This is a genomic window from Paenibacillus sp. D2_2, from assembly GCF_031199965.1.
GTDB lineage: Bacteria > Bacillota > Bacilli > Paenibacillales > Paenibacillaceae > Fontibacillus.
This window is the reverse complement of sequence record NZ_CP133605.1, coordinates 4,185,310-4,207,268: the sequence shown is the minus strand read 5'-3', so window position 1 is coordinate 4,207,268 and position 21,959 is coordinate 4,185,310. Positions and strand designations below refer to the sequence as shown.

19 protein-coding genes and 2 pseudogenes are annotated in these 21,959 nt (G+C 46.4%); 20 read left to right on the top strand and 1 reads right to left on the bottom strand.

Going from position 1 to position 21,959, the window contains the following annotated elements:
* Positions 1 to 90: 90 nt before the first annotated feature.
* The 18 genes and pseudogenes from RE628_RS21490 to RE628_RS21400 all read left to right on the top strand — a co-directional run bounded on the left by RE628_RS21490 (position 91) and on the right by RE628_RS21400 (position 18,558).
* Positions 91 to 1,107 carry an NAD-dependent epimerase/dehydratase family protein gene (locus tag RE628_RS21490; RefSeq protein WP_309154947.1) on the top strand — a complete coding sequence of 339 codons (1,017 nt, stop codon included), beginning with the start codon at positions 91 to 93 and terminating at the stop codon, positions 1,105 to 1,107.
* A pseudogene (locus RE628_RS21485) lies at positions 1,107 to 2,177 on the top strand (dihydrodipicolinate synthase family protein). The gene RE628_RS21490 and the pseudogene RE628_RS21485 overlap by 1 nt, the downstream one beginning before the upstream one ends.
* A 17-nt stretch (positions 2,178 to 2,194) precedes the next feature.
* Positions 2,195 to 2,877: pseudogene (gene sdaAB, locus RE628_RS29775) on the top strand (L-serine ammonia-lyase, iron-sulfur-dependent subunit beta).
* The gene (sdaAA, locus tag RE628_RS21470) at positions 2,874 to 3,758 is read left to right on the top strand and encodes an L-serine ammonia-lyase, iron-sulfur-dependent, subunit alpha (RefSeq protein ID WP_309154943.1); all 885 of its coding nucleotides are present in this window, start codon (positions 2,874 to 2,876) and stop codon (positions 3,756 to 3,758) included. Before sdaAB ends, sdaAA begins: the two are co-directional and overlap by 4 nt.
* A 2-nt stretch (positions 3,759 to 3,760) precedes the next feature.
* Positions 3,761 to 4,936, top strand: coding sequence for a M20 metallopeptidase family protein (locus RE628_RS21465; RefSeq protein ID WP_309154942.1), 1,176 nt, complete (start codon positions 3,761 to 3,763; stop codon positions 4,934 to 4,936).
* Positions 4,937 to 5,139: 203 nt separating this feature from the next.
* Positions 5,140 to 5,868: a Gfo/Idh/MocA family protein gene (locus tag RE628_RS21460; RefSeq protein WP_309154941.1), complete on the top strand. Its 729-nt coding sequence runs from the start codon at positions 5,140 to 5,142 to the stop codon at positions 5,866 to 5,868.
* A gap of 306 nt (positions 5,869 to 6,174) precedes the next feature.
* Positions 6,175 to 7,800, top strand: coding sequence for an extracellular solute-binding protein (locus RE628_RS21455; protein WP_309154940.1), 1,626 nt, complete (start codon positions 6,175 to 6,177; stop codon positions 7,798 to 7,800).
* 125 nt (positions 7,801 to 7,925) lie between these two features.
* On the top strand, positions 7,926 to 8,870 hold the full coding sequence (locus RE628_RS21450; RefSeq protein ID WP_309159525.1) for an ABC transporter permease: 945 nt from the start codon (positions 7,926 to 7,928) through the stop codon (positions 8,868 to 8,870).
* Complete coding sequence (locus RE628_RS21445) at positions 8,864 to 9,727, top strand: carbohydrate ABC transporter permease (RefSeq protein ID WP_309154939.1); 864 nt, start codon at positions 8,864 to 8,866, stop codon at positions 9,725 to 9,727. Before RE628_RS21450 ends, RE628_RS21445 begins: the two co-directional genes overlap by 7 nt.
* A 56-nt stretch (positions 9,728 to 9,783) precedes the next feature.
* The gene (locus RE628_RS21440) at positions 9,784 to 10,803 is read left to right on the top strand and encodes a hypothetical protein (protein WP_309154937.1); all 1,020 of its coding nucleotides are present in this window, start codon (positions 9,784 to 9,786) and stop codon (positions 10,801 to 10,803) included.
* Positions 10,804 to 10,817: 14 nt separating this feature from the next.
* A complete protein-coding gene (locus tag RE628_RS21435) occupies positions 10,818 to 10,985 on the top strand; it encodes a hypothetical protein (protein WP_309154935.1) in 168 nt (55 codons plus the stop codon).
* A 2-nt stretch (positions 10,986 to 10,987) separates the two neighbouring features.
* Positions 10,988 to 12,028 (top strand): helix-turn-helix transcriptional regulator, encoded by a 1,041-nt coding sequence (locus RE628_RS21430; protein ID WP_309154934.1) that lies wholly within the window; start codon positions 10,988 to 10,990, stop codon positions 12,026 to 12,028.
* A gap of 158 nt (positions 12,029 to 12,186) precedes the next feature.
* Entirely contained in the window at positions 12,187 to 12,387 is a 201-nt protein-coding gene (locus tag RE628_RS21425) for a hypothetical protein (protein WP_309154933.1), read from the top strand.
* Positions 12,381 to 13,832 (top strand): S-layer homology domain-containing protein, encoded by a 1,452-nt coding sequence (locus RE628_RS21420; RefSeq protein WP_309154932.1) that lies wholly within the window; start codon positions 12,381 to 12,383, stop codon positions 13,830 to 13,832. The genes RE628_RS21425 and RE628_RS21420 overlap by 7 nt, the downstream gene beginning before the upstream one ends.
* 15 nt (positions 13,833 to 13,847) lie before the next feature.
* Positions 13,848 to 15,356: a dockerin type I domain-containing protein gene (locus tag RE628_RS21415; protein WP_309154931.1), complete on the top strand. Its 1,509-nt coding sequence runs from the start codon at positions 13,848 to 13,850 to the stop codon at positions 15,354 to 15,356.
* Entirely contained in the window at positions 15,353 to 16,498 is a 1,146-nt protein-coding gene (locus RE628_RS21410; RefSeq protein WP_309154930.1) for a two-component regulator propeller domain-containing protein, read from the top strand. The genes RE628_RS21415 and RE628_RS21410 overlap by 4 nt, the downstream gene beginning before the upstream one ends.
* The gene (locus tag RE628_RS21405) at positions 16,419 to 17,486 is read left to right on the top strand and encodes an NHL repeat-containing protein (RefSeq protein ID WP_309154929.1); all 1,068 of its coding nucleotides are present in this window, start codon (positions 16,419 to 16,421) and stop codon (positions 17,484 to 17,486) included. Before RE628_RS21410 ends, RE628_RS21405 begins: the two co-directional genes overlap by 80 nt.
* Positions 17,487 to 17,664: 178 nt before the next feature.
* Complete coding sequence (locus tag RE628_RS21400; protein WP_309154928.1) at positions 17,665 to 18,558, top strand: cohesin domain-containing protein; 894 nt, start codon at positions 17,665 to 17,667, stop codon at positions 18,556 to 18,558.
* Between the two features lie 441 nt (positions 18,559 to 18,999).
* Here the strand turns inward: RE628_RS21400 and RE628_RS21395 are convergent, their stop codons facing one another.
* Positions 19,000 to 20,265, bottom strand: coding sequence for a Gfo/Idh/MocA family protein (locus RE628_RS21395; protein WP_309154927.1), 1,266 nt, complete (start codon positions 20,263 to 20,265; stop codon positions 19,000 to 19,002).
* Positions 20,266 to 20,611: 346 nt separating this feature from the next.
* Here RE628_RS21395 and RE628_RS21390 point away from each other — a divergent pair, with 346 nt between their 5' ends.
* Both RE628_RS21390 and RE628_RS21385 read left to right on the top strand, forming a co-directional pair.
* Complete coding sequence (locus tag RE628_RS21390) at positions 20,612 to 21,265, top strand: TetR/AcrR family transcriptional regulator (protein ID WP_309154926.1); 654 nt, start codon at positions 20,612 to 20,614, stop codon at positions 21,263 to 21,265.
* Positions 21,266 to 21,285: 20 nt separating this feature from the next.
* A complete protein-coding gene (locus tag RE628_RS21385; protein ID WP_309154925.1) occupies positions 21,286 to 21,897 on the top strand; it encodes a histidine phosphatase family protein in 612 nt (203 codons plus the stop codon).
* Positions 21,898 to 21,959: the final 62 nt, after the last annotated feature.

Here is a 21,959-nt window from a genome sequence, read left to right as displayed (position 1 = left end):
CAACTATTTAAAGACGATTTAAAGATTTGTCTTTATATATCCCTTGTCGTTATGATGGAGACAGATCCACGGATGAAAGGGGAAAATGCTTTGAAAACAATCGAGGAATTGGAAGCAAAATTGGCTGAGCCATCCGAGGCATTGGTCAAAGACTTATCTACCATTGAGGGAGATATCCTGATTCTAGGTGTAGGCGGAAAAATGGGCCCTAGTCTAGCTCGACTGGCGCAAAATGCGGTCCGCGAGGGCGGTTTGAATAAGCGTATCATCGGCGTATCACGGTTCTCCAATGAAGAGGCAAGACGCGAGCTGGAGGATTCAGGGATCGAGACGATTTCCTGTGATCTGTTGAATGACGAGGAGCTAATGAAGTTGCCACATGCGGACAACATCATCTATATGGCGGGAAATAAATTTGGGACAACAGGCCGAGAGCATTTCACTTGGGGCATGAATACTTATTTACCGGGCAGAGTGGCTGAGAAATATAAGGATTCTCGGATCGTCGTATTCTCATCGGGGAACATCTATCCTTTCATGCCGGTTGGCAGCGGCGGAGCCAGCGAATCGATCACACCGGAGCCACTTGGCGAATATGCTCAATCGACTTTGGGACGGGAGCGCATCTTTGAATACCACTCGCACAAGAACGGAACGCCAATGCTGTTCTATCGATTGAATTATGCGATTGATATGCGCTATGGTGTACTGCTCGAGATCGCCAAGTCCGTCAATGAGCAGCGGGCGATCAATCTGACGATGGGCCATGCCAACGTCATTTGGCAAGGGGATGCCAATCAGATGGCTCTGCGCTGTCTGACGGAATGCACGAGTCCGCCAAGCATTATGAACATTACCGGACCGGAGACGATGTCGATCCGTTGGGCTGCTGAGGAATTCGCCAAGCGCCTCGGTAAAGAAGCGATCTTCGAAGGTACAGAAGCCGAGCTAGCACTGCTGAACAATGCATCGAAATCGCATCAGCGTTTTGGCTACCCGGCGGTATCCCTGCTACAAATGATCGATTGGATGGCCGAATGGGTTGAAGCAGGCGGAGCAACATGGAATAAACCGACTCACTTCCAGGAAAGAAAGGGGAAATTTTAGTGGCTACTACAACACTTTCACCTGAACTTCTGAAAGCGCTGCACGAGGGCCTAGTCATCCCTGCCCACCCTCTGGCGCTTGATGAAAACCGTCAATTGGACGAGAAACATCAACGGGCATTAACCCGTTATTATGCCGCATCGGGGCCGGTGGGATTGCGATCGGTGTTCATTCCACACAATTTGAAATTCGTGATCCAGAGCATGATCTGCTTGAGCCTGTACTTAGAATGGCCGCCGAGGAAATCGCTAAAGCCAATATAGATCGTCCGTTTATTAAAGTAGCTGGCGTATGCGGACCTACAGAGCAGGTGTTGAATGAGACGCGGCTGGCACAATCTCTGGGCTACGACGCTGTTCTACTCAGTATGGGCGGTCTGGTTAACTGGAGTGAAGAGGATATTCTGGAGAGAACGAAGCAGGTAGCCAACTTGATGCCTGTGATCGGCTTCTATTTGCAACCGTCTGTTGGCGGACGAATCTTCAGCTTCGATTTCTGGTGTAAGTTTGCTGAAATTGAGAATGTGGTTGCGATCAAGATGGCGCCGTTCAACCGCTACCAGTCGATCGATGTTGCACGCGCCATTTGCTATTCCAGCAGACGGGATGAAATCGCACTTTACACAGGCAATGATGACAATATCATCAATGACTTGCTAACTACCTACCGTTTTGAAGTCGATGGTGAACTTGTGGAAAAGACGGTTGTTGGTGGCTTGCTTGGCCATTGGGCAGTCTGGACGAAAAAAGCCGTTGAACTCCTGGAAGAAATCAAGCTTGCCCGCGTTCATGGCGAAATCGCAAAAGAATGGTTAACTCGCAATATACAGGTGACAGATACCAATGCAGCATTTTTTGATCCTGCGCATCAATTTGCCAGGCTGTATACCAGGTATTCATGAAGTACTGCGCCGCCAAGGCCTGTTGCAGGGCATCTGGTGTCTGAACCCACATGAGACGCTGTCTCCGGGTCAGATGGAAGAAATCGATCGTATGTATCGCAATTATCCGCATTTGCACGATGATGAATTTGTGGCTGCGCACCTGACCGAATGGCTTGAAGATCAATAATTAAGGAGGGCTCAAACATGCGATTCAAGGATGTATTCTCCATTATCGGTCCGAGCATGGTGGGCCCTTCCAGCTCTCATACCGCAGGCGCTGTAAGACTGGGGAGAACAGCCCGTCATGTTCTTGGGGAGCTGCCGGAGCAGGTGGAGATCATCTTCTATGGTTCTTTTGCGACAACGCATCGCGGCCACGGTACAGATTTGGCCATGATCGCCGGACTACTCGATTATGATACAGATGATCTACGAATCCGAGAAGCCTTTGCACGGGCCGAAGAAGCCGGGATGAAGGTGAGGATCCGCACTGCGCAGAAGGCCGGGTCCATCCCAATACCGCAACAATGATCCTAGAGCGGGGAGATCAGCGGATCGTTGTAACGGGCAGCTCGATCGGTGGCGGAAATATAGAGGTCGTGAGCATTGATGATTTCGACGTTAAATTTACGGCGATCTATCCGACCCTGCTGATCTTTCATGCTGACCAGCGCGGTATTTTGGCTGAGATGACTGATATATTCAAGCATGCCAACACCAATATCGGTTATATGGAAGTGGACCGGAAATCGAGAAGCGGAGATGCTCTGACCGTGATTGAGTGCGATGAGATATTAGATAGCGGATTTATTAAGACAATTTCCGGCTTGCCGGATGTTCACAGGGTTCGTCTTATTCATCTTGGCGCTAAGGGGGATAGGGGATGAGGTTCGCGAATTTAGAGCAATTGATTCGGCTCTGTGAGAAAGAAGCAGTTACGATCGGGCAGCTGATGATTACAGAGCAGGCTACTGAGACGGGGAAAACAGATCAGCAAGTCATCCAGCAGATGACCGAATACTATGAAGTTATGAAAGAGGCGGTTCATAAAGGGATTGAGAGCGAGATGCAGCCCCGCAGCGGATTAACCGGTGGAGATGCTAAGCGGGTTCATACTTATATGCAGCAAGGCGTCCCATCACTAGGAGAGGAAACCTGCACAGCAATGGCTTATGCTCTGGCGGTGTCCGAGGTGAATGCTTCAATGGGGAGAATTATTGCCACTCCAACGGCAGGCTCCTGTGGTATCATACCAGGAGTGTTCGTCAGCTCACAGGAACGGTTTGGCTGGAGCGATGAACATCTAGTTCAAGGTCTGTTCAGTGCGGGGGCAATCGGTTACGTTATTGCTAATAACTCCTTCGTATCGGGGGCTGAAGGTGGATGTCAGGCTGAGGTAGGCTCGGCAATCGGCATGGCTGCCGGAGCTCTGGTGGAGCTGCGCGGCGGGACGCCTGAACAGGCGGTGCATGCGGTAGGTCTGGCGCTGAAAAATACGCTCGGCCTTATTTGCGATCCGGTAGCTGGTTTGGTAGAAATTCCGTGCATCGTGAGGAATGGCTTCGGCGCAGTTACGGCGATGGCCGCGGCAGATATGGCATTAGCCGGTATAAGAAGTGTTATTCCATCAGATGAGGTCATTGATGTGATGCTGGAGGTCGGCAGTATGATGCCCGAGAAGCATCGCGAGACAGCATTGGGAGGGCTAGCGCAGACCCCTACGGGCAAGAAGATTATGAAAGAACTGTATGAGAAAGAGGAGGGATGAAGATGATCTTGTCATCATTCGTTCAAGCAGGCAAGCAGCTTGAAGCGGAGCTAATCGCATTTCGTAGGGATTTGCACCGTTATCCCGAGTTAAGCTTGCAGGAGTCGGAGACGGCTGAGAAAGTAGCGAAGCGGCTTAGCCAGCTCGGAATTGAATTTCGCAGCGGGATCGGCGGATATGGCATCGTCGCAGAGCTAAAGGGTGAGCAGTCGGGGCCGACGATTGCGCTACGGGCTGATATGGATGCTCTGCCAATTCATGAGGAATCGGGGCTGGAGTTCGCTTCGACACGTCCGGGGATTATGCACGCCTGTGGACATGATGCGCATACATCCATCTTGCTAGGTGCTGCAGAGCTACTAGTGAGCCAAAAAATAAAGGGTACCGTTCGATTTCTGTTCCAAGGGGCTGAGGAGATTAATGCGGGAGCAAAGGCGATGATTGAACAGGGCGCTCTCGATGGGGTCGATGAAATCTACGGATGGCATAACCTTCCAACATTATCAGCGGGGCTGACGGCTACACGGTACGGTTCCTTGATGGGCTCGGTAGATCGCATCGAGATTCATCTGGAAGGACGTGGCGGACATGGAGCGATTCCCGATCAATCCATAGATCCAGTTGTATGTGCTTCGAATATCGTTATGGCTCTGCAAAGTATTGTCAGTCGGGAGGTATCGCCATTTGATCCCGTTGTCGTTACAATTGGTAGCATTAAGTCAGGCGAAGCGAACAACGTCATACCGCATTATGCAAAAATGACCGGAACGATTCGTACTTTCGATGCCAAGGTTCAGAAGCAGATGCCAGAGAGAATAGAGAGGATCGTTAAGCAAATCGCCGAAGGCTATAAATGCAAGGCGGAGCTGAAATATATTGAGCAGACTCCTGTCTTGATCAATCATGAGGACTGCAACCGTCATGTCGAACAGGTGATAGACTATACTATTGGCGCTGAACGCAGAATTGAGGCCCCTCCGACTTTGGCTGGCGAGGACTTCTCTGTCTATCTGCAGCATGTGCCGGGCTGCTTCTTCTGGATAGGATCAGGTCCTACCATAGACGCGAGCAGTGCCTATGGGCTTCACCATCCGAGGTATGAGTTAAATGAAGATTGTATTTCGCTTGGCGCATCTTTACTTGCGGCCATAGCTTGGCAGAAGCTAGCTACTGAATAGCAGATGTGTCTTAGAAAGGGGAGAACAAGTGTGGAACTTTTAAATATAGGCATTGTAGGTACAGATTCCTCCCATTCCGTTGCATTCACCAGGCTGCTCAACGACCCGTCCGATGCGAATCACATTACGGGCGGGAAGGTTGTAGCAGCTTTTTTAGGCGGGTCCGGGATTTTGCACTTAGTGCAGATCGGGTCCAGGGCTTTATGACTACACTCGAAACTGAATTCGGCGTACGCCGAATGAATAGTCCTGAGGAGATAGCAGCAAGTTGTGATGCTATTCTGCTTACATCAGCGGATGGGCGGGTACATATGGAGCAATTCAAGAGGATCGCTCCCTTCGGCAAGCCGGTCTTTATCGATAAACCGTTGGCCTTATGCAGCGCAGAAGCGGAGGAGATCTTCCGAATCGCACGGGAGCATCAGGTTCCGCTGATGAGCAGCTCTACTCTAAGATATGCCCAGCAAATTACCGATGATCTGGCACTGCATGGTTCCACATCTGTGATTCGTGCGGATGTCGGCGGACCTTTGGATATCGAGCCAACGCAATCTTATTATTACTGGTACGGAATACATTCAGTGGAGCTTCTGTATGGCATTATGGGCAGTGGCTGCGTGGAAGTAAATGTAACGAGAGTGGAAGAGGTAGAGTATATATCAGCTGTCTGGAGAGATGGACGTGAGGGAACGGTCAGACTTAGCCGCCAGCCAGGAACTCCGTTTAGTGCAGATATCCACCGACAGGCACAAACCTCATCGATTGAGATCGATTTTGCAGCCAAGCCCTTCTATGCCAGTCTGCTCGAACAGATTATGGTACTGTTCCAGACTCGTATTTCTCCACTTAGATGGCCGGAGACACTAGAGGTTATTCGCTTTGTTGAGGCTGCAGAGGAGAGCAGAAGGTCAGGAGAATCCGTTATGTTGTAAGAAATTACCACCCCCTACTTGTTATTTCTTCGATTGTTAAGGGGGAGAAATCCGGAAAAAGCGAAAAAAACAAAAAAACGAAAACGAATATATAGCATTTTCCACCTATTTAGCATTTTCCACACTCGAAATTGCTTGATATATCAAGGTTTTTACGATTTTAGATGATTATTTGCAGCGAAAAAATTGCGGTCGTTGAAAACGCTTTATTTACGGGGTGTTAACCCCTATCCTACAATTTGAATTGTCCGATACAGATGACTCGGACACAGTGAATCATCACTTATCACAAGGGGAGGCAAAAAAATGTCAAAGAGAATTCTCAGTATGGTGCTTGTTCTGATTATGGCAAGTGCATTGCTGGCTGCATGCGGTTCTGGCGGCGGCAAAAATGGGAGCGCTTCAAACGGAGATAAGAATGGAGGAGCAAGTAACACTCCAGGCAACGCGGTAGTGGAAGACACTAGCAATCAATATGGTGATACTGGTGGATTAAAGCTTCCTTTGGTAGATAAGCCGACAACGGTTACATGGATGCTCGTTAGTGATTTCCAACTTAACGATAAGCTGATTGCCAAGGAAATTGAGAAACGCACGGGGATAACAGTAGATTTCCAAAGCTATTCTGCAACTACTTACCAAGACAAACTTCGTTTAGTCGTCGCATCCGGTAAACTGCCTGATATTTTTAGCGGACTTAGACCGGATGAATTGAAGAAAATCGGGCAGCAAAAAGCGGTTGTAGCTATTAACGACTATGCGGATATGCTACCGAACTTCAAAAAACTGTACATCGATGAGAACCCATGGGTAGCTAGCTCCTACGGTGATGAGAACAACAAACTCTATACATGGCCGCTTTATAACATGAACCGCGACGTTAACCACGGTATGATGTATAGAAAAGATATCTTTGAAAAGAACAACATTCCGGAGTGGACGAATGATGAAGAATTCTATCAAGCGCTCAAAAAACTAAAAGAAATTTACCCGGATTCCTATCCGATGGCTTCCAAAACGAAAGAAAATATCTTTAGTGATCTTTCTTACGGGTGGGGGATCGGCGGCTTGAGCTATCCTGCTTATTATGATGAATCAGCTAGTACCTGGAAATTCGCAGGCACACAGCCAGAGCATAAAGCTATGCTTGATTTTCTGAAAAAACTGTATAACGAAGGTTTGCTGGATCAAGAATTTTTGACTGATACGCCGGAATCCTGGACAGCCAAGATGACGACTGACAAATCGTTCGTCACATGGGACTGGATCGGACGTATGGATCTGTTCTATAACCAAGTCAGCTCACAAAATCCAGAGTATGATCTGCGTTACGGCAATCCGATCGGACCTACGGGCCACGTCCGGACACTGCCTAGAATCGATGCGGATTTCGGGATGGCAGTTGCCAATAATTCGAATAAAGAAGCTGCACTTAAATTGCTTGACTACTTAACGAGCCCATCTGGTTCTGAGTTGATTACGCTTGGTGTTGAGGGTGTTAACTTTAACTTTGATGCGGACGGTAAGCCGGTATATCCAGAACTTGCTGACCTTGCTAATGTAGATATTAAAGCATTGGAAGATCATTATGGTATGTGGGTTGAAGGTATGTACCTGAATCCAGATCATCGCTCTGTATACTACAACTACACAGAGAAAGAACAAGAGGCTCAGGATAAGATACTAACAGGCAACAAATTTGAACCACTTGATCCTGTCCTTAATCTAACTGAGGATGAGATCGCTACGATTGCAGAGCTGCAAACCTCGATTATTAAATCGATGAATGAGTTTAACGCGAAGTACATCCTTAACAAGAACTATGGAGATAAGGAATGGAATGATTGGCTGACAACGGCTGAGAAGATGGGCGCAAGCAAATATGCTGATGTATACAATCAGGCCCAAAAGCGTTTTGACGCCAGTAAATAAATAGAACAAACAGGATAATTAGGATGGTGAAATGGCACGAAGGACATTTATGTTCCAAGTGCCATTCGCCAACATCCAGGAGGAGAAGAAACGTGCCAAACCCTAACACGGAGAAGGTCCTTACACTGAATAAGCCACCGCGAGGCTCCCGGTTCTCTACATCGCTTAGTTCGACGTGGGATCACATCAAACGGGACAGACAGCTATTGGTTCTCTTTCTACCATGCCTTGTATTTTATATTATTTTCCGATACGGTCCGTTGTTCGGATTAACGATTGCGTTCAAGGATTATAACGTATTTGAAGGCATCTTCGGCAGCAAATGGGTCGGTCTCAAGCATTTCGTCAAATTTTTCTCAGGTGATGATTTTCTTCTACTATTCAAAAATACGCTGACATTAGGTTTTTTTACGTTAATATTCGGGTTTCCGATTCCGATTCTTTTGGCAATTTCGCTTAATGAACTTCGAGTGAAGTGGTTAAAGAAATCGATTCAGACACTTACCTATTTGCCGGCATTTTTGTCTATCGTCATTATTTGTAGTATGGTCATCGACTTTTTATCACCTAGCACAGGCTTGATCAACAAGATGATGGCCGCGCTTGGATTTGAGAAAATTTACTTTATGATTGCACCTGAGTGGTTCCGTACCATTTACGTCGCGTCGGATATTTGGGCTACCGCCGGTTATGACGCCATCATCTATCTCGCTGCTGTCGCAGGAATTAGCCCGACGCTGTATGAAGCAGCCAAGGTGGATGGATGCAGCAGGTGGAAGAGTCTGTGGAATATTACGTTTCCTAGCTTGATGCCAACGATTCTTATTATGTTCATTTTGAAAACAGGTAAAATGCTGCAAATCGGATACGAGAAAGTATTACTTCTCTACAATTCGAATACGTACGAGGTAGCGGATGTATTCTCAACTTATGTATACAGAAAAGGTCTGATTGAATCCAATTACAGTTATGCTGCCGCCGTTGGTATGTTTGAGGCGTTAATCGCTATGATCATGCTGTTGTCGGCCAACTTCATAAGCAAAAGGGCAGGAGGTAAGGGGCTATGGTAGGAGAATCAAAGTTTAATCTGTTCGGAGTCATCAACGCCCTGCTCCTAATCTGCGTTGGCATTATTACAGTCTATCCGATCTTTTATATTTTCTCGATATCGATAAGTGATACGGCCTCCGTTGTTCAGGGTAAAATCACTTTATTTCCTAAAGGCATTAACTTTGATGCCTACGTGGATGTTTTAAAAGACAAACGAATACCGAGAGCGTATCTGAATACTATTTTCTATACTTTCTTTGGTACTTTCATTAATCTAGCATTAACTGCGATAGCGGCATATCCGCTGTCCCGTCCTAATTTTATTTGGCGCAAATATTGGATGTTTGGTATTGTACTAACGATGTTCCTCAATCCGGGTATCATTCCGAATTATTTGATAGTAAATGGGCTTGGTCTTACTAATTCGGTTTGGGCGCTCGTTATTCCGAATGCGATTTGGACGATGGAGCTAATTATTCTGAAAAGTTTCTATGAGGGCATGTCTGATCAGGTCCGTGAAGCGGCACTCATTGACGGTGCATCCGAGTATCGGATACTGTTCAATATCGTAATTCCTTTATCCAAACCAGCGCTGGCGTCGATCGCACTCTTTTATTTCATGGGGCACTGGAACAGCTACTTCCTGCCGATGATCTATTTGAATGATGCAACTTTGTATCCACTTCAGGTTGTGCTTCGAGATATGCTCATCTTTGATGAAGGTAATCGTTCTAGCTTGGTCGATGCGGCAGCACTTGCGCCTCAGGCGAAGAAGAATGCCACGATTATCCTGTCCATGATCCCTGTCTTGATGATCTATCCGTTTGCTCAGAAATATTTTGCTTCGGGTGTTATGATCGGTGCCGAGAAGGGATGAGTCGATTTCATGTATAATTAATTGGATAAACAACTAGGAGAAAGGATGACTATGACTTGAAGCGTTTTTTTACTAATCTGGGTATCGTGCAAATTTTTTGTTCGCTGCTCTTAGTCATCGGCATCATGTATGTATCCAATTATTTTGTATTCAAGAATTCGATCTCAGGCATTTATGAGAAGGTTGCACAGAACAATACGCTGGCGGTAAGAACGATGATTCAGTCCTTCGATAACAGCTTCCGCTCGGTCAACAACATCATCCATACGATTCATGGTCTTCCTTACAGTAGTCTGGAATCGGAGGAGGATGGGGGTATTGATATGGCTAAGGTGTATACGATGCAGGACAGCATCGCTTCACTGGCATCTTCCGTGGATTTCATTGAGGATGTAATCGTGTTCTACGATGATATGGATCTGGCCATTACCTCGGCTGGCACGAGCAGCCTAAGTCAGTTGTTCGAGAACAAATACAAGCATGACATGTATAACGAGAACTATTGGCGTTCGTATATCCGGGGTAAAAACAGCTTTAAACTGATGCCTGGACAATATTTCAAAGTGGCAACGAATTCATCGTGGCAGCGGAAGAAGTTGATGGTCGCCGTTGGCGGGAATAAGATCCGTATCTCGAATAAGAATATCATTGTTCTTATCGATGAAGCCGCTCTGTTGAAGCATGTGAACCAGAAGCTGATGATCCCGGGGGCTTCGCTAATTGTACTTGATCAGGACCGCAGCGTAGTACTGAGCACAGATGCAGACTCTGATCTATCGGGGGTGCTTGACGAGGTCTATTTCAATTCGTCACAGGAAGCTTCCTTGAAGAAAGAAGATTATCAATACAATTTCTATAAATCGGAGTTTAACGATTTTATTTATATCAATAAAGTACCGTATAAATTCCAGAATATTGATTCCGTAGTCGAAGCTAACGAGATGATTATGATGTCGGCGATTATTTGCGCGGTTCTTCTGTCCGTGCTCTTGAGCCTCTATTTAAATCGCCCGGTCAAGAAAATCATCCGTCAGCTTGGAGGCACGAGTCGGGCAATGATTTCCGTAAAATTCTAAGCGGTGTTGTTAAAATGCAAATGGAGATCGACTCCTCTAAGGAACAATTGAAGCAGGCCGAGTCGGAAGCACGGCGTAGCGTCTTCTTCAGGCGATCGATGAACACGCTTACTCTAGTAATCAGGATTCGCTTCAGCATAGCGGATATAGTGATATGGTATGCAGCAAGTATTTTGTATTGACTATGATGCATTTGGATCAGAAGATCAAGGATCAGTCGTCGTCTATGGCGGTGGAGAGCATTACAGTGATGTTGACTGCGGCTCTGCGCGAGGTGAGCAATGATGTCCTGGTATTCTATGACAAGAATCTGCATTTCGTAGTGTTAATTGGTCTTGAACAACCCGGTGATCGGGCGGTTCTATTGAAGCAGCTCAAGAGGTTGTGCGCAAATCTCGAACAGAATGAACTGCAGGGTTATTCCGTATGGGCAAGTGTGAGTAAGTCGTATGCGACCGAGCTGAAAAATTATAAGCTTGCTTATCGCTGCGCCATGGATGGCCTGCTGTACAGAGCTGTGAATGAGTCGTCGCATGTACAGGATGCCGAGAAGATTCAATTCGGATGGAGCTTGTATTTTCCTTTCGATAAAATCGAGAAGCTCTCGAACTATATGTCAAACGGCAGACTGCAGGAAGCGAAGGAGATCATTTCCGAGACGCTCGGGGAGAACGCGAATCGGAATGTTCATCACCATCAGATGGCGCATATCGCGAAGACGATGTTCCTATACATGCTCAGGCACGCTAATAAGACAGCGGGCACAGATGATGATTTGCATAATCTAGAGCAGCAATTTCTGCAGAGAATCGATTTTGCTCATGATTATCTGGATATAGAGAATGCCCTTATAGAAGCGGCGAAGCATATTGCTAAGCATAGTAAGCCCGAGGATACGAATCGGCTTAATCCTAGCTTTATCTCGCAGTACATCGAGCTGCACTATATGGAGAACTTATATCTGGATCATATCGCAGAAATCGTGGAAACTTCACCAAAGTATTTTTCGAGCTATTTCAAGAAGACATTTGGGGTCAACTACGTGGAATATCTCAACAAAGTAAGGCTGTCACATGCCAAAGAGTTACTAAAGGACAGTTCCTTGACGATCGGTGAAATTGGGGAGAAGACGGGGTACTTAAATTCTTCCACTTTCACAACGACCTTCAAGAAATATTACGGTATTTCTCCGAGTGAATATCGTAAGCAAAATCCGAATGAATAATTAATTTGATTTGATTATCTCCTTAGTGCCTCGCAATAGCTGAAGTTTCGTTGAATGTAAGCTGTTTGCGAGGCTGGGAAGGGAGGTGATAGACCGGGTGAATTGATAGATTCATGATTATGGATTCCAAGCTCAAACCGAAGAGAGGGGAAGTTGGGATGAAAAAAATGATGTTTGCCCTATGCCTGATCTTACTTAGCTCAACCGTATTTACTTATGGGAGTACTGGTGTACGGGCAGCAGAAAGCTCAAAGATTACAATCAGCGGCAATGTAAGCAATATTCATGTCGGAGATACGTTCAAACTGCAGATTAACGGGAGCAGTTCGAGGATCTATTTGCTGCTGAGGTTGTGCTAACTTATGATGCACAAGCTTTGCAGGTGCAGGGTGTCAATGCTGGGAAGGAATATGATTCCTTTGATGCTTATCAGATTGACGCTGCAAAAGGAGAGCTTTACTTGCCATTAGCAAGGAAGCAGTTGCAGCCTAACCCACAAGCTTCAGTACATCTGGCGGATGTCACTTTTAGAGCACTGAAGGATCAGAGCGTAGCGGTTCAAATACAGAATGTTAAAGCAGTAAGCAGTGAAAGCTGGACAAATCAACAAGGATACAAAGACTTGAAAGGGCTTACATCAGGGGGTGGCGAAGCAATAACTATTAAGATCGCGAAGCAGGACAATAAGGCGCCGGATTATGGTAGTGGACAGACGGGTTCAAGTGATAAGCCAGTAACTCCATCGACTAATACTATCGATGCGACGAAGGATATCTTGAATGAGAAGGACCCGGCCAAGGCTGCGGAGAAGCTGCAAGCACTACTTAACGGATTGAAATCCGCGCCATCAGCAGTGGAGAAGGAGGCTTTACTGCAGGCGGCTGAGACAACGGTTGCAAGGCTTTCCGAAGTTCCAGTGAGTAAAGAGGGAACAGGTGTAGATACCATCTTCGTCATTTCCGCTACCGACTTGTCTCAATGCGATTCATTGCTTCAGAGCGTTGTAGCTTCACTGCATAAATGGAACATAGATTCTCCTCAAATTGTTAACGCACAGCTAATAGCGGTGATGGAATATACGTTGTCTGGACGGGATGCTAACAAGCTAGGCGTATACCATTATAACGAGACTTCTGGAACCTGGGATTATGTACGTGGAGCTGTGCATCAGACTAGTGCCGGGAAATTTACAATTGCCGCGAAGCAGGCGGGCACTTATCGCATCATGGAATACTCCAAGCTGTATATGGATACCGCAGGAATCTATGCAGAAGCCAAATATGCGGTTGAGATATTGACAGCAAGACATATTTTGAATGGCACATCAGATACGTTATTTTCTCCTAGCAAACAAGTGACCCGCGCTGAATTTTCTTCGATGATCGTGAGAGCACTTAATCTTGATTTGCTTGATTCCGCTAATCAAGCTAAAACCGCTTATTCTGATGTAGGAGCAGAGGCGTGGTATTCCAATGATGTAGCTATATTAAATAAGCTCGGCATTATTAACGGCTTCAACGATGGCACCTTCAGACCGAACGATTCGGTGACCCGTGAACAGATGGTTGTGATCGTCATGAATGCCTTGCGTAGTCTGGAACTGATCCCGAACAACAGTGGCGTTTCTACTGAGAAGTTTTCGGACGATGAGACGATTAGCAGTTGGGCAAGGGATTCCGTGAATATGGCCAGAGAGATGCAGCTTGCATCAGGTACTGGACAGAACCGCTTTATGCCGAAACAACCGACAAATCGCGCAGATACCGCGGTATTCATCTGGAAAATGCTTCAGCAATTGAACTAAGGGGGAAAAGTGCGAATGATAAACTCCAAATTTAAGCAACTTGGGAGAATGGGAAGCATTGCAGCATTATCATTACTGCTTGTACTGCCGTCCTTTATGGTTGTACCCGCTCCGATTCAGGCTTCTGCAGGGGAGATGGACATGATTGCGGATCGACAGAATGATCAGGCGGGAAGTTCGCAACTTGGTACCTCAGAGGAACCGATTGGTGGAGTTGACAGTATGACTGATGGGAACGCTGGGGATGACGTAGAGGCGCCTACTGGAGAATCTGAGGGGGTTGAACCTGAAGAGAATGTGGATGAGCAAGATGATACGCAGGCTGCGGAAGACGGTGAGGTAGATCTATTAGCTGAGTCGGTGACCCAGACGGTGTATACTGTTGAACCTCTTTTTAACAATGGCTTTGAATTGCCGGTGAATGCAAATGGGACGATTCCGGGGTGGAGCATGTTCTTTGCGCCTAATGACGGAACATCCTATGAGATAACGCAGGATGTACGCTATTATGGCAATTCCAGTCTGAAGCTGGTAGACAAATCAAATTCATTGCCAATCTATCTGCAGAGTAATGAGCGATCCGTCACACCCGGATATACGTATAACGGATCAGCTATGATGTATATTGCTCCAAATGCGGGAAATGCAGCTGGTGCAAGCTTGGTGCTGCGCTTCTATGATGCCACTGGCAAGCAGGTAAATACAGATAAAGATGGCGAGAACATTGTGCATTTAAGACAAGTTGGGGTATGGACTAGAGTAACAGTGACCGGTGTTGCCCCAGCTACTGCGGCATATGCAAGGGTAGCCGCTTCGATATCCAACTATTTTACGGCTGAGTCCGGTGCGTTTTACGATGACTTTACTTTAACCTCGCCACAGGAAGAAAAGGCGCCAGGCACTCTGCATTTGCAAATGCCAACCGGGATCTTAGCAAACCAGCTTATTGAAGCTAAGATATTGCTCACCCGTGGGATTGATGTAGAGACCGCCTTTGGAAGCTTGGCCTATGATCCAACTACACTCGAGGTTGTAGATGCTTCCGTAGCCAGTGATTTTAATGCAGGTGGATTAGCAACTTTAGAATTGAGTGATGATGAACCTGGAGTCCTTAAATTTAAGGTACTCAGACCTGAGGGATCTTCCGTTAGCGAGGATAAGCAAGTACTGAATGTCAAGTTTAAAGTAATTGGAAATGCAGAAAAAGTGGATGTTACGCTTCAGGAAGACTCTGGGGTTCAAGATATTGATGGCGTTCAGAATAACAAAATTTATATAAGCCTCGAAGCTGAGAGTGCGAGTACTTATATCCGTAGAGCTTCCCTTGATGTGAACGGTGACGGTAAGCTCGATCTATATGATGTGATGGCCGTAGCCAAACTGGTAGGTCAGATGGCGACGAATGATAACTGGAAATATGACGTAAATAACGACGGTAGAATTGATCAAGCAGATGTTGAAATGCTGACTGATGCGATCTTGACGAAGCTGCTGGATGAGAACGAAGGAGGGCGCAGTTTATGAACTTTCGCAATGTTAGAAATCGTTCATTAGCCTTGTTGCTTGTCTGTGCGCTGGGGCTGGGCTTGTTTTTGCCGTCATGGGCACAAGCAGCTTCAGAGCAGGGAAGCAAATTGTCAAAGATGAAATTTGAAACACCAGTGAATCTTGGCTATCCGATCACTTCAGTATCGATCAATGACGGTGTGATGGGAGTCGAAGATGGGAAGCAAGTTCTTTATACGACAGCCTCAACGACTCCAGCTGTTTTCAATGTGATTGATGTGAAAAATAATGAGCGGATCCGGGATTTTGAGTTGGCCGGTGTCGCGCAGTCGTGGAGACATGTTATAGCACCGGATGGAACTGTCTATATTGGTGCTATTACTTCATCGGGTACAGGGGAACTGTGGAGCTACTCCCCAATGACCAAGTCAGTCCAGAAGCTTAAGGTGATGGGCAGCGAGAAATCGGTGTGGTCTATGACAACTGACCCTGATGGGAATGTCTATATTGGTACCTATGATAACGGCAAGCTGTTCCAATACAATCCAAAGACCAAGGAATTAAGAGAGTACGGGACCCTGCTTCCAGGCCATAATTATATCCGCTCCATGGCCTACGTCGATGGATATATCTATGCTGGTATGGCGTTGCCATTCGAAGTTGTAAAGGTGGACGTGAAGACAGGAAACTCAGAGGTTATCTCTGATGAGGTGCCGGGAATCTTAGGCATAGAACATGAGAAGATTCAATTTGCCTATGATATGGCGGTAGTGGATAAATATCTATTCGTCAAAGCTAGCGGAGATGAGTCAGGTCTTGTCATGGTCTACTATAATCTTAAAGAGCAAAAGTGGGAGAATTCATTTATAGGCGTTGATCCCGTAAGCGGCAAGGGAGTCATGAGTTATAATCAAATCCCGGTTGCAGACGGCAAAGCCTATGTGCCTGCTCATGGAGGTATCCTAGAGGTCGATTTAGCGACGCTGAAGACAAGAAATACAGGAATTAGCTTCGCCACCTCTTTGCGAGGAGCAGCCTGGGTAAATATGAATGACCCTGAATTAACCCCGGATCGCACGATTGTTACAATTCAGGGTAACGGAAAACTGTCGGCCTTGGACGTTAAAAAGGAATCCGCAAGGATTTGCCAGGTGTTGTAGCCAAGGGTGGACCCATTCCGATTCACAGCATGGAACGTGGAACGGATGGACGATTATATATGTCGGCTTATCCGGTGGAAATGGCGCAGTATTTGATCCTAGAACGAATCAATCCACAGGCTTCTTGCTCGGTCAGGCAGAGGGGATTATCTCTGTCGGAAATAAAGTGTATTACGGCATATATCCTGGTGGAGACATTTATGAAGTAGATATTACCGGCGGGAAGATGAGCGATCCCAAGCTGCTGTTCAAGATTGGGTCGGATCAGGATAGACCTTATAAAATGGAGTACGCCGACGGCAAGTTGCTCATCGGGACGATTCCGGATTACGGTAAACTGGGCGGAGCGCTCACCATTTACGATATAGCTACGGGTGATAAGCAGGTTTACCGTGATATTATCAAAGATCACAGCATTGTAGGCCTTGCCTATAAGGACGGGAAAATCTATGGTTCAACTACAAAGTATGGTGGATTGAACACGGATCCGCCGACGAATAATCCTGAAGTATTCGTCTGGGATATTGAGAAAAAAACAATGACGATGCACAAACCGTTAACTGCGTTAAAGGACTTGGGAACTCACCGCATGATCAGTGGCCTTACTTTTGGTCCAGACGGTTTGTTATGGGGCGGTGTTGACGGGATTGTATTCGCGTTGAATCCGAATGATCTCTCCATTGTGAAGCAGAAGAATATTTATCCTGATGTGAAGGATTACGGAATGTGGCGTCCATACTACTTCCACTGGGGCGAGGACGGCCTGCTCTATGCTGGATTGGCAAATCGGATGACCGTTATCGATCCGAATACATTGGATTATCGTTCCCTTACACCGAGCAACTTCGAGATGAGCTACATGACGCTAGCAAAGGATGCTGAGGGGCATGAGCAAATATATTACACGGATAACACGAAGCTAATGATGATTCCAATTACCGAGTCAACCAGCGTGCAGTTGCCAGGTAAGAAACGGCTGCTTCGATGAGCCGCTTAATGCGGATGGATCGATTCCGGGTTGGAGCAATGCCGATACAACCAAGCAAATTCAGTACAGCCTTTCTGATGAGCAGAGTTATTGTGGAGAGCCTGGCCACAGCCTAAAGGTTATTGATAAAGTTCAAGGTAATATAGGTGAAAACAGCTACTTAAGCGATCCGATTCCGGTGATCCGGGGTGGCGAATATACGGCCGCAGCCAAGCTGTATATAGAGCAGGGACTCATTGAAGGTACAAGAACAGATGATTCAGGCATCATGTTATATTTTTATGATAAGTCAGGTAAACAAGTTAGTTCAGTAGTGGGCACGGTGATCAAAGGTATGCCGCAAAAAGAATGGGTTGATATCTCTGCGACCGGCGTTGCCCCGGAGCAAGCAGTATATGCACGAATTGGCCTGTTTACTTCAGCATGGAATATGATGATCGGATACTATGATCATGTTACTTTTGAGGGGCAATCACCAGGAAGTTTGCTGCTGAAGGCGAATGGTGAGATCAACGTTGGTGACACCTTTAACGTTACTTTGCAAGCTAAGGATGTTACTGACCTGTATGCTGTGCAGGCAGCACTCGAATTTGATCCAGCACTCTTCGAAGTTGTTGATGTTCAAATGGCCAGCGGCTTGGGCTCGACTGCGAATGCCTATTTAGGCTGGAACAAGGATAATACGAAGGGTAAGATCAACATTATTGCCACTCTGTTAGGAGACCGAGCGCTTGGCGGCAGTGTAGACATTGCCCAAATTACAATGAAGTCGAAGCAATTTGCCGATCCTGCGAATCTGATTGTAAGTAAACAATCGTTATTTACGGATAAGAATGCGGACATCACCAAGCTATCATATGTCATGTCTGATGATGTGAAGCTCGGTGTCCAGTTTGGTTACGCAGCAGAAGACTTTAACAAAGACCATAAGGTTGATGCTCAGGATGTTGCACTCATTGCCAAGCAATTAGGCAAGCCACTTGATGATAGCAACCGGATGTTTGACTTGAACGGTGATGGTATAATTGATATTACTGATCTTGCGCTGGTTGTGCTGAAATCGCTGCAGTAGTATAGGTAAACAAAAAATAACCTCTTATATCATATTCTCCTCCTGGTGGCCATGCGTATCGTCTATGATTATCATAGATGGCATAGTCCCGGGAGTTTTTTTATAAGCGGGGATAGTATACACTGCTTCGGAATATTAATTGCAACGATAATTGCCCCCCCTGAACAAGGCAGCAAAGCAAAAAGGGTCGCCCCCAAAGTTGATTTTCCAACTTGGAGACGCCCTTTTGCGTGCCCAAAAATGTTGACACCCATGCTTTTGACTGACTACTCGGACATTATTGACCGTTAGCGTCGATCTCTTGGTTCTCTACCTTTGTAACGGACAATAATGTCAAGCTGTTTTTATCTTGCTCTAACGGTCATTTTTGACCGCTTGATAAGTGCGATCACGCTGTTTTTTCTTATTGCTACAGTTCATTGGTTCTATTTTTTTAAAATACTAGATTCTAGATTTAATCTCATCTGCAAAGTTTTTAAATACAACGACCTGATTCTCGAGCCGCGATTTCTCCGCCGCGAAGGACATCAGATGGCTCTGCACGGAGACGCTAGCTGAGGACAGACCCTCATGGATGCGTTCGTCGCGTACCAGCTTAGTGAAGTTGCCAATCAGTGCGCTGTCGCCGCCGCCGTGGTCGTCAACGCCTGATTCCATAGGGATCAGTTCTTTCTTTCCAGTGAGGAAATCGGTGACTTCAATTTCACATTTATTGAAGGACATAATGCCCTTCACCTCTCCACGAGTACCCATGAGCTTGATCGTTCTGGCATACTCATTCGTGAATGCGCACATGGTGAAAGCTGCTGTTACATTGTTCTCAAATTCAATATTAACCACCTGATGATCAACAACGTCATTATCGCACTTATAGACGCAGCGGCCGTATGGTCCTTCTCGAAGGGCTTTCATAGTTCCCTCTTCGCTCACATTATTAGTTAACGCATAGCGCCAGCCTTCATTAGCCAGATAAAATCTTGGGGCAAAGAACGGGCATTCCTCAGCATGAGGACAGTTGTCTGTACAACGGTCAGCAGCTTGAGGCGGCGCATTTTCGGCCTTGAAATGGGACAGAGATCCAAAGGAAGAGATGCTTCTGCAATCGCTCCCGGCCAGCCATAGCAAAATATCCATGTCGTGGCATGATTTGGCCAGGATCATTGGACTTGATTCGCTGGAATTCCTCCAGTTGCCGCGGACATAGCTATGAGCCTGATGCCAGTAGGCTACATTCTCATTATGCTGGATGGAAACAAGCTCGCCGATTTTTTTGTCCTCGATAATTTTTTTGAGCGTTCCGAAAAATTCCGTGTAACGCAGTACGTGACAGATGTTGAATATGCGTTCGTATTTAACGGCATGCTGTCCTAACTTTACGACCTCGATAGGGTCCGTCGACATAGGCTTCTCAAGAAGGATATGATATCCGGTTTCAAAGGCTTTGATCGCCGGGTCGAAATGGTATTGATCCTGGGTACAGATCAGGGCAGCATCGGCAAGCTTCGGCTCGCGAAGCATCTCCTCCCACGAGGTATAGCAAGCGGATTCCGGGAGGTTATGGGCCTTCTGGAAGGCTTCCCTTCGACCTTGGTCCGGTTCCGCGATCGCGACGAATTGAAGCTCATCTGGATGCTCCAAAGCGTAGGTGGCGTAGGCCAGGGCGCCGCGATTTCCCGCTCCGATGAGTACTGCTGTAACCTTTTTCATAAAATTCTCCTCCATAGTCCATAGTCATTCATTCAGAAATGTTGATGTTATAAGTTCATAAGAGTGAAAAAAAGTACTTGGATTGAGCATAGGGAATACACGAGATAAAGTATATTTACACTGTGTAATTCGCTGTTATATTGTTATCATATTACGGTGTTTACACAGTGTCAACCACATCTGGAATTAATGTCGAACATGGTCGTAGGGGAATAGGTTTATTTCTATCCAGTTGATTTCAGATACCAGATGGAGTAAGCTAATCTGCATAAAGGCTGTTTACGCAATGGAAACACTATGAACATTGGACATAGAACTTATTTAGAATAGATAGGAGTGAATTCGCTTGGGTACAAAATGGGAGCAGGAATTGGATTTAATGCGTCAGTCGCGGCGGGAGCAAATTATGGATGCTGCTTATGAGCTTGTATTAGAGAAAGGGCTGATCTCTATCACGATTGTCGATATCGTCAAGAAAGCGGAGATTAGCCGGGTAACCCTATATAAATATTACAGCTCGATTCATGAGATTGTGTTTGATATTCAGATCAAGATTTTGAATGAGATGAGCGAACTGCTGGGTGAGAAGCTCAAGGGCAAGGATGGGCTGGAGAAGCTACATGATTATTTCGCTACCTTCGTTCGCATGTACCATGCTCGTCCGGATTATTTTCGCTTTGCCGCGATGTTCGACCAATTTTATCAGTCTTCCTATCCAACCCCTGAGTTGGAAGAGCGATATCAGAGCTTTACGAAGCAGGGAATCGATTTGCTTGAACAAATCATCGAGGAAGGAATGGTCGACGGATCAATTCGTGCGGAGACGAACCCGACGATGATGGCGCAAATCCTCTCTCATATCATGATGGGAACAACACAGAGAGTTGCTGCGCGCAACGAAATATACAAGACGGAGAGTAAGGTCGACTCTGAGGAAATGCTCAATTATTTAGCGGATTTCTTAACAACTTCACTGGCTGCTACCCCATCACAGGCATAATAAATAGGGGGAATGACACAATGAATGAAAGCTTCGAGGGAGTGGAGTGGTGGTTAATCCGGCATGGATTGACAGAGTGGAATTTGCAGCGTAAATATCAAGGTCATAGCGATGAGGATTTATTGCCAGGGGAGGCTTCCGGGCTTACCCCGCTACGGAGTCAACTGGCCGGGGTATCCTTTGCACGTATATATTGCAGTGACTTGAAGCGCTGCCGCCAGACTTTGGACTTCATTCGTCCTGACCTGATCGGACAAGCTGTCTACGATTCGCGACTCCGGGAATTGAACTTTGGCGCTTGGGAAGGTAAAACCTACGAAATGCTGCAGCATGACCCACTCTACCGTGCCTGGATTGAGGATCCTAAGCTGCATACACCACCCGAAGGGGAGTCATGGGAAGAGTTCCAAAGCCGAGTCGCCACCTTCTACAGGGAACTGGTGCAGATATCACAAGAGCTTGCGTCTAAGAGTGATGTTAATCTGAAAGTTATGCTCATCGTGACCCATGGAGGTGTGATTTCGATGCTGAACACGCTCATGAATCCAGGTACAAGCTTCTGGGACAGTAGAGTCTCGCCTGGAGAGATCGTGAAACTAAAGATTCATTGTAACGATTTGGATCGGAAGTGACAGCCTCTAACGGAACCTACAGCCCCTATTGAGTAGCCTCTTCTTTTCTTTTTACATCGGAA

Excerpts from the sequence above, each read along its gene's own strand:
- sdaAA (WP_309154943.1), top strand. The coding sequence starts at position 2,874 with ATGAGGTTCGCGAATTTAGAGCAATTGATTCGGCTCTGTGAGAAAGAA.
- RE628_RS21465 (WP_309154942.1), top strand. The coding sequence starts at position 3,761 with ATGATCTTGTCATCATTCGTTCAAGCAGGCAAGCAGCTTGAAGCGGAG.
- RE628_RS21445 (WP_309154939.1), top strand. The coding sequence starts at position 8,864 with ATGGTAGGAGAATCAAAGTTTAATCTGTTCGGAGTCATCAACGCCCTG.
- RE628_RS21430 (WP_309154934.1), top strand. The coding sequence starts at position 10,988 with ATGATGCATTTGGATCAGAAGATCAAGGATCAGTCGTCGTCTATGGCG.
- RE628_RS21435 (WP_309154935.1), top strand. The coding sequence starts at position 10,818 with ATGCAAATGGAGATCGACTCCTCTAAGGAACAATTGAAGCAGGCCGAG.
- RE628_RS21410 (WP_309154930.1), top strand. The coding sequence starts at position 15,353 with ATGAACTTTCGCAATGTTAGAAATCGTTCATTAGCCTTGTTGCTTGTC.
- RE628_RS21395 (WP_309154927.1), bottom strand. The coding sequence starts at position 20,265 with ATGAAAAAGGTTACAGCAGTACTCATCGGAGCGGGAAATCGCGGCGCC.
- RE628_RS21415 (WP_309154931.1), top strand. The coding sequence starts at position 13,848 with ATGATAAACTCCAAATTTAAGCAACTTGGGAGAATGGGAAGCATTGCA.
- RE628_RS21460 (WP_309154941.1), top strand. The coding sequence starts at position 5,140 with ATGACTACACTCGAAACTGAATTCGGCGTACGCCGAATGAATAGTCCT.
- RE628_RS21455 (WP_309154940.1), top strand. The coding sequence starts at position 6,175 with ATGTCAAAGAGAATTCTCAGTATGGTGCTTGTTCTGATTATGGCAAGT.
- RE628_RS21425 (WP_309154933.1), top strand. The coding sequence starts at position 12,187 with ATGAAAAAAATGATGTTTGCCCTATGCCTGATCTTACTTAGCTCAACC.
- RE628_RS21385 (WP_309154925.1), top strand. The coding sequence starts at position 21,286 with ATGAATGAAAGCTTCGAGGGAGTGGAGTGGTGGTTAATCCGGCATGGA.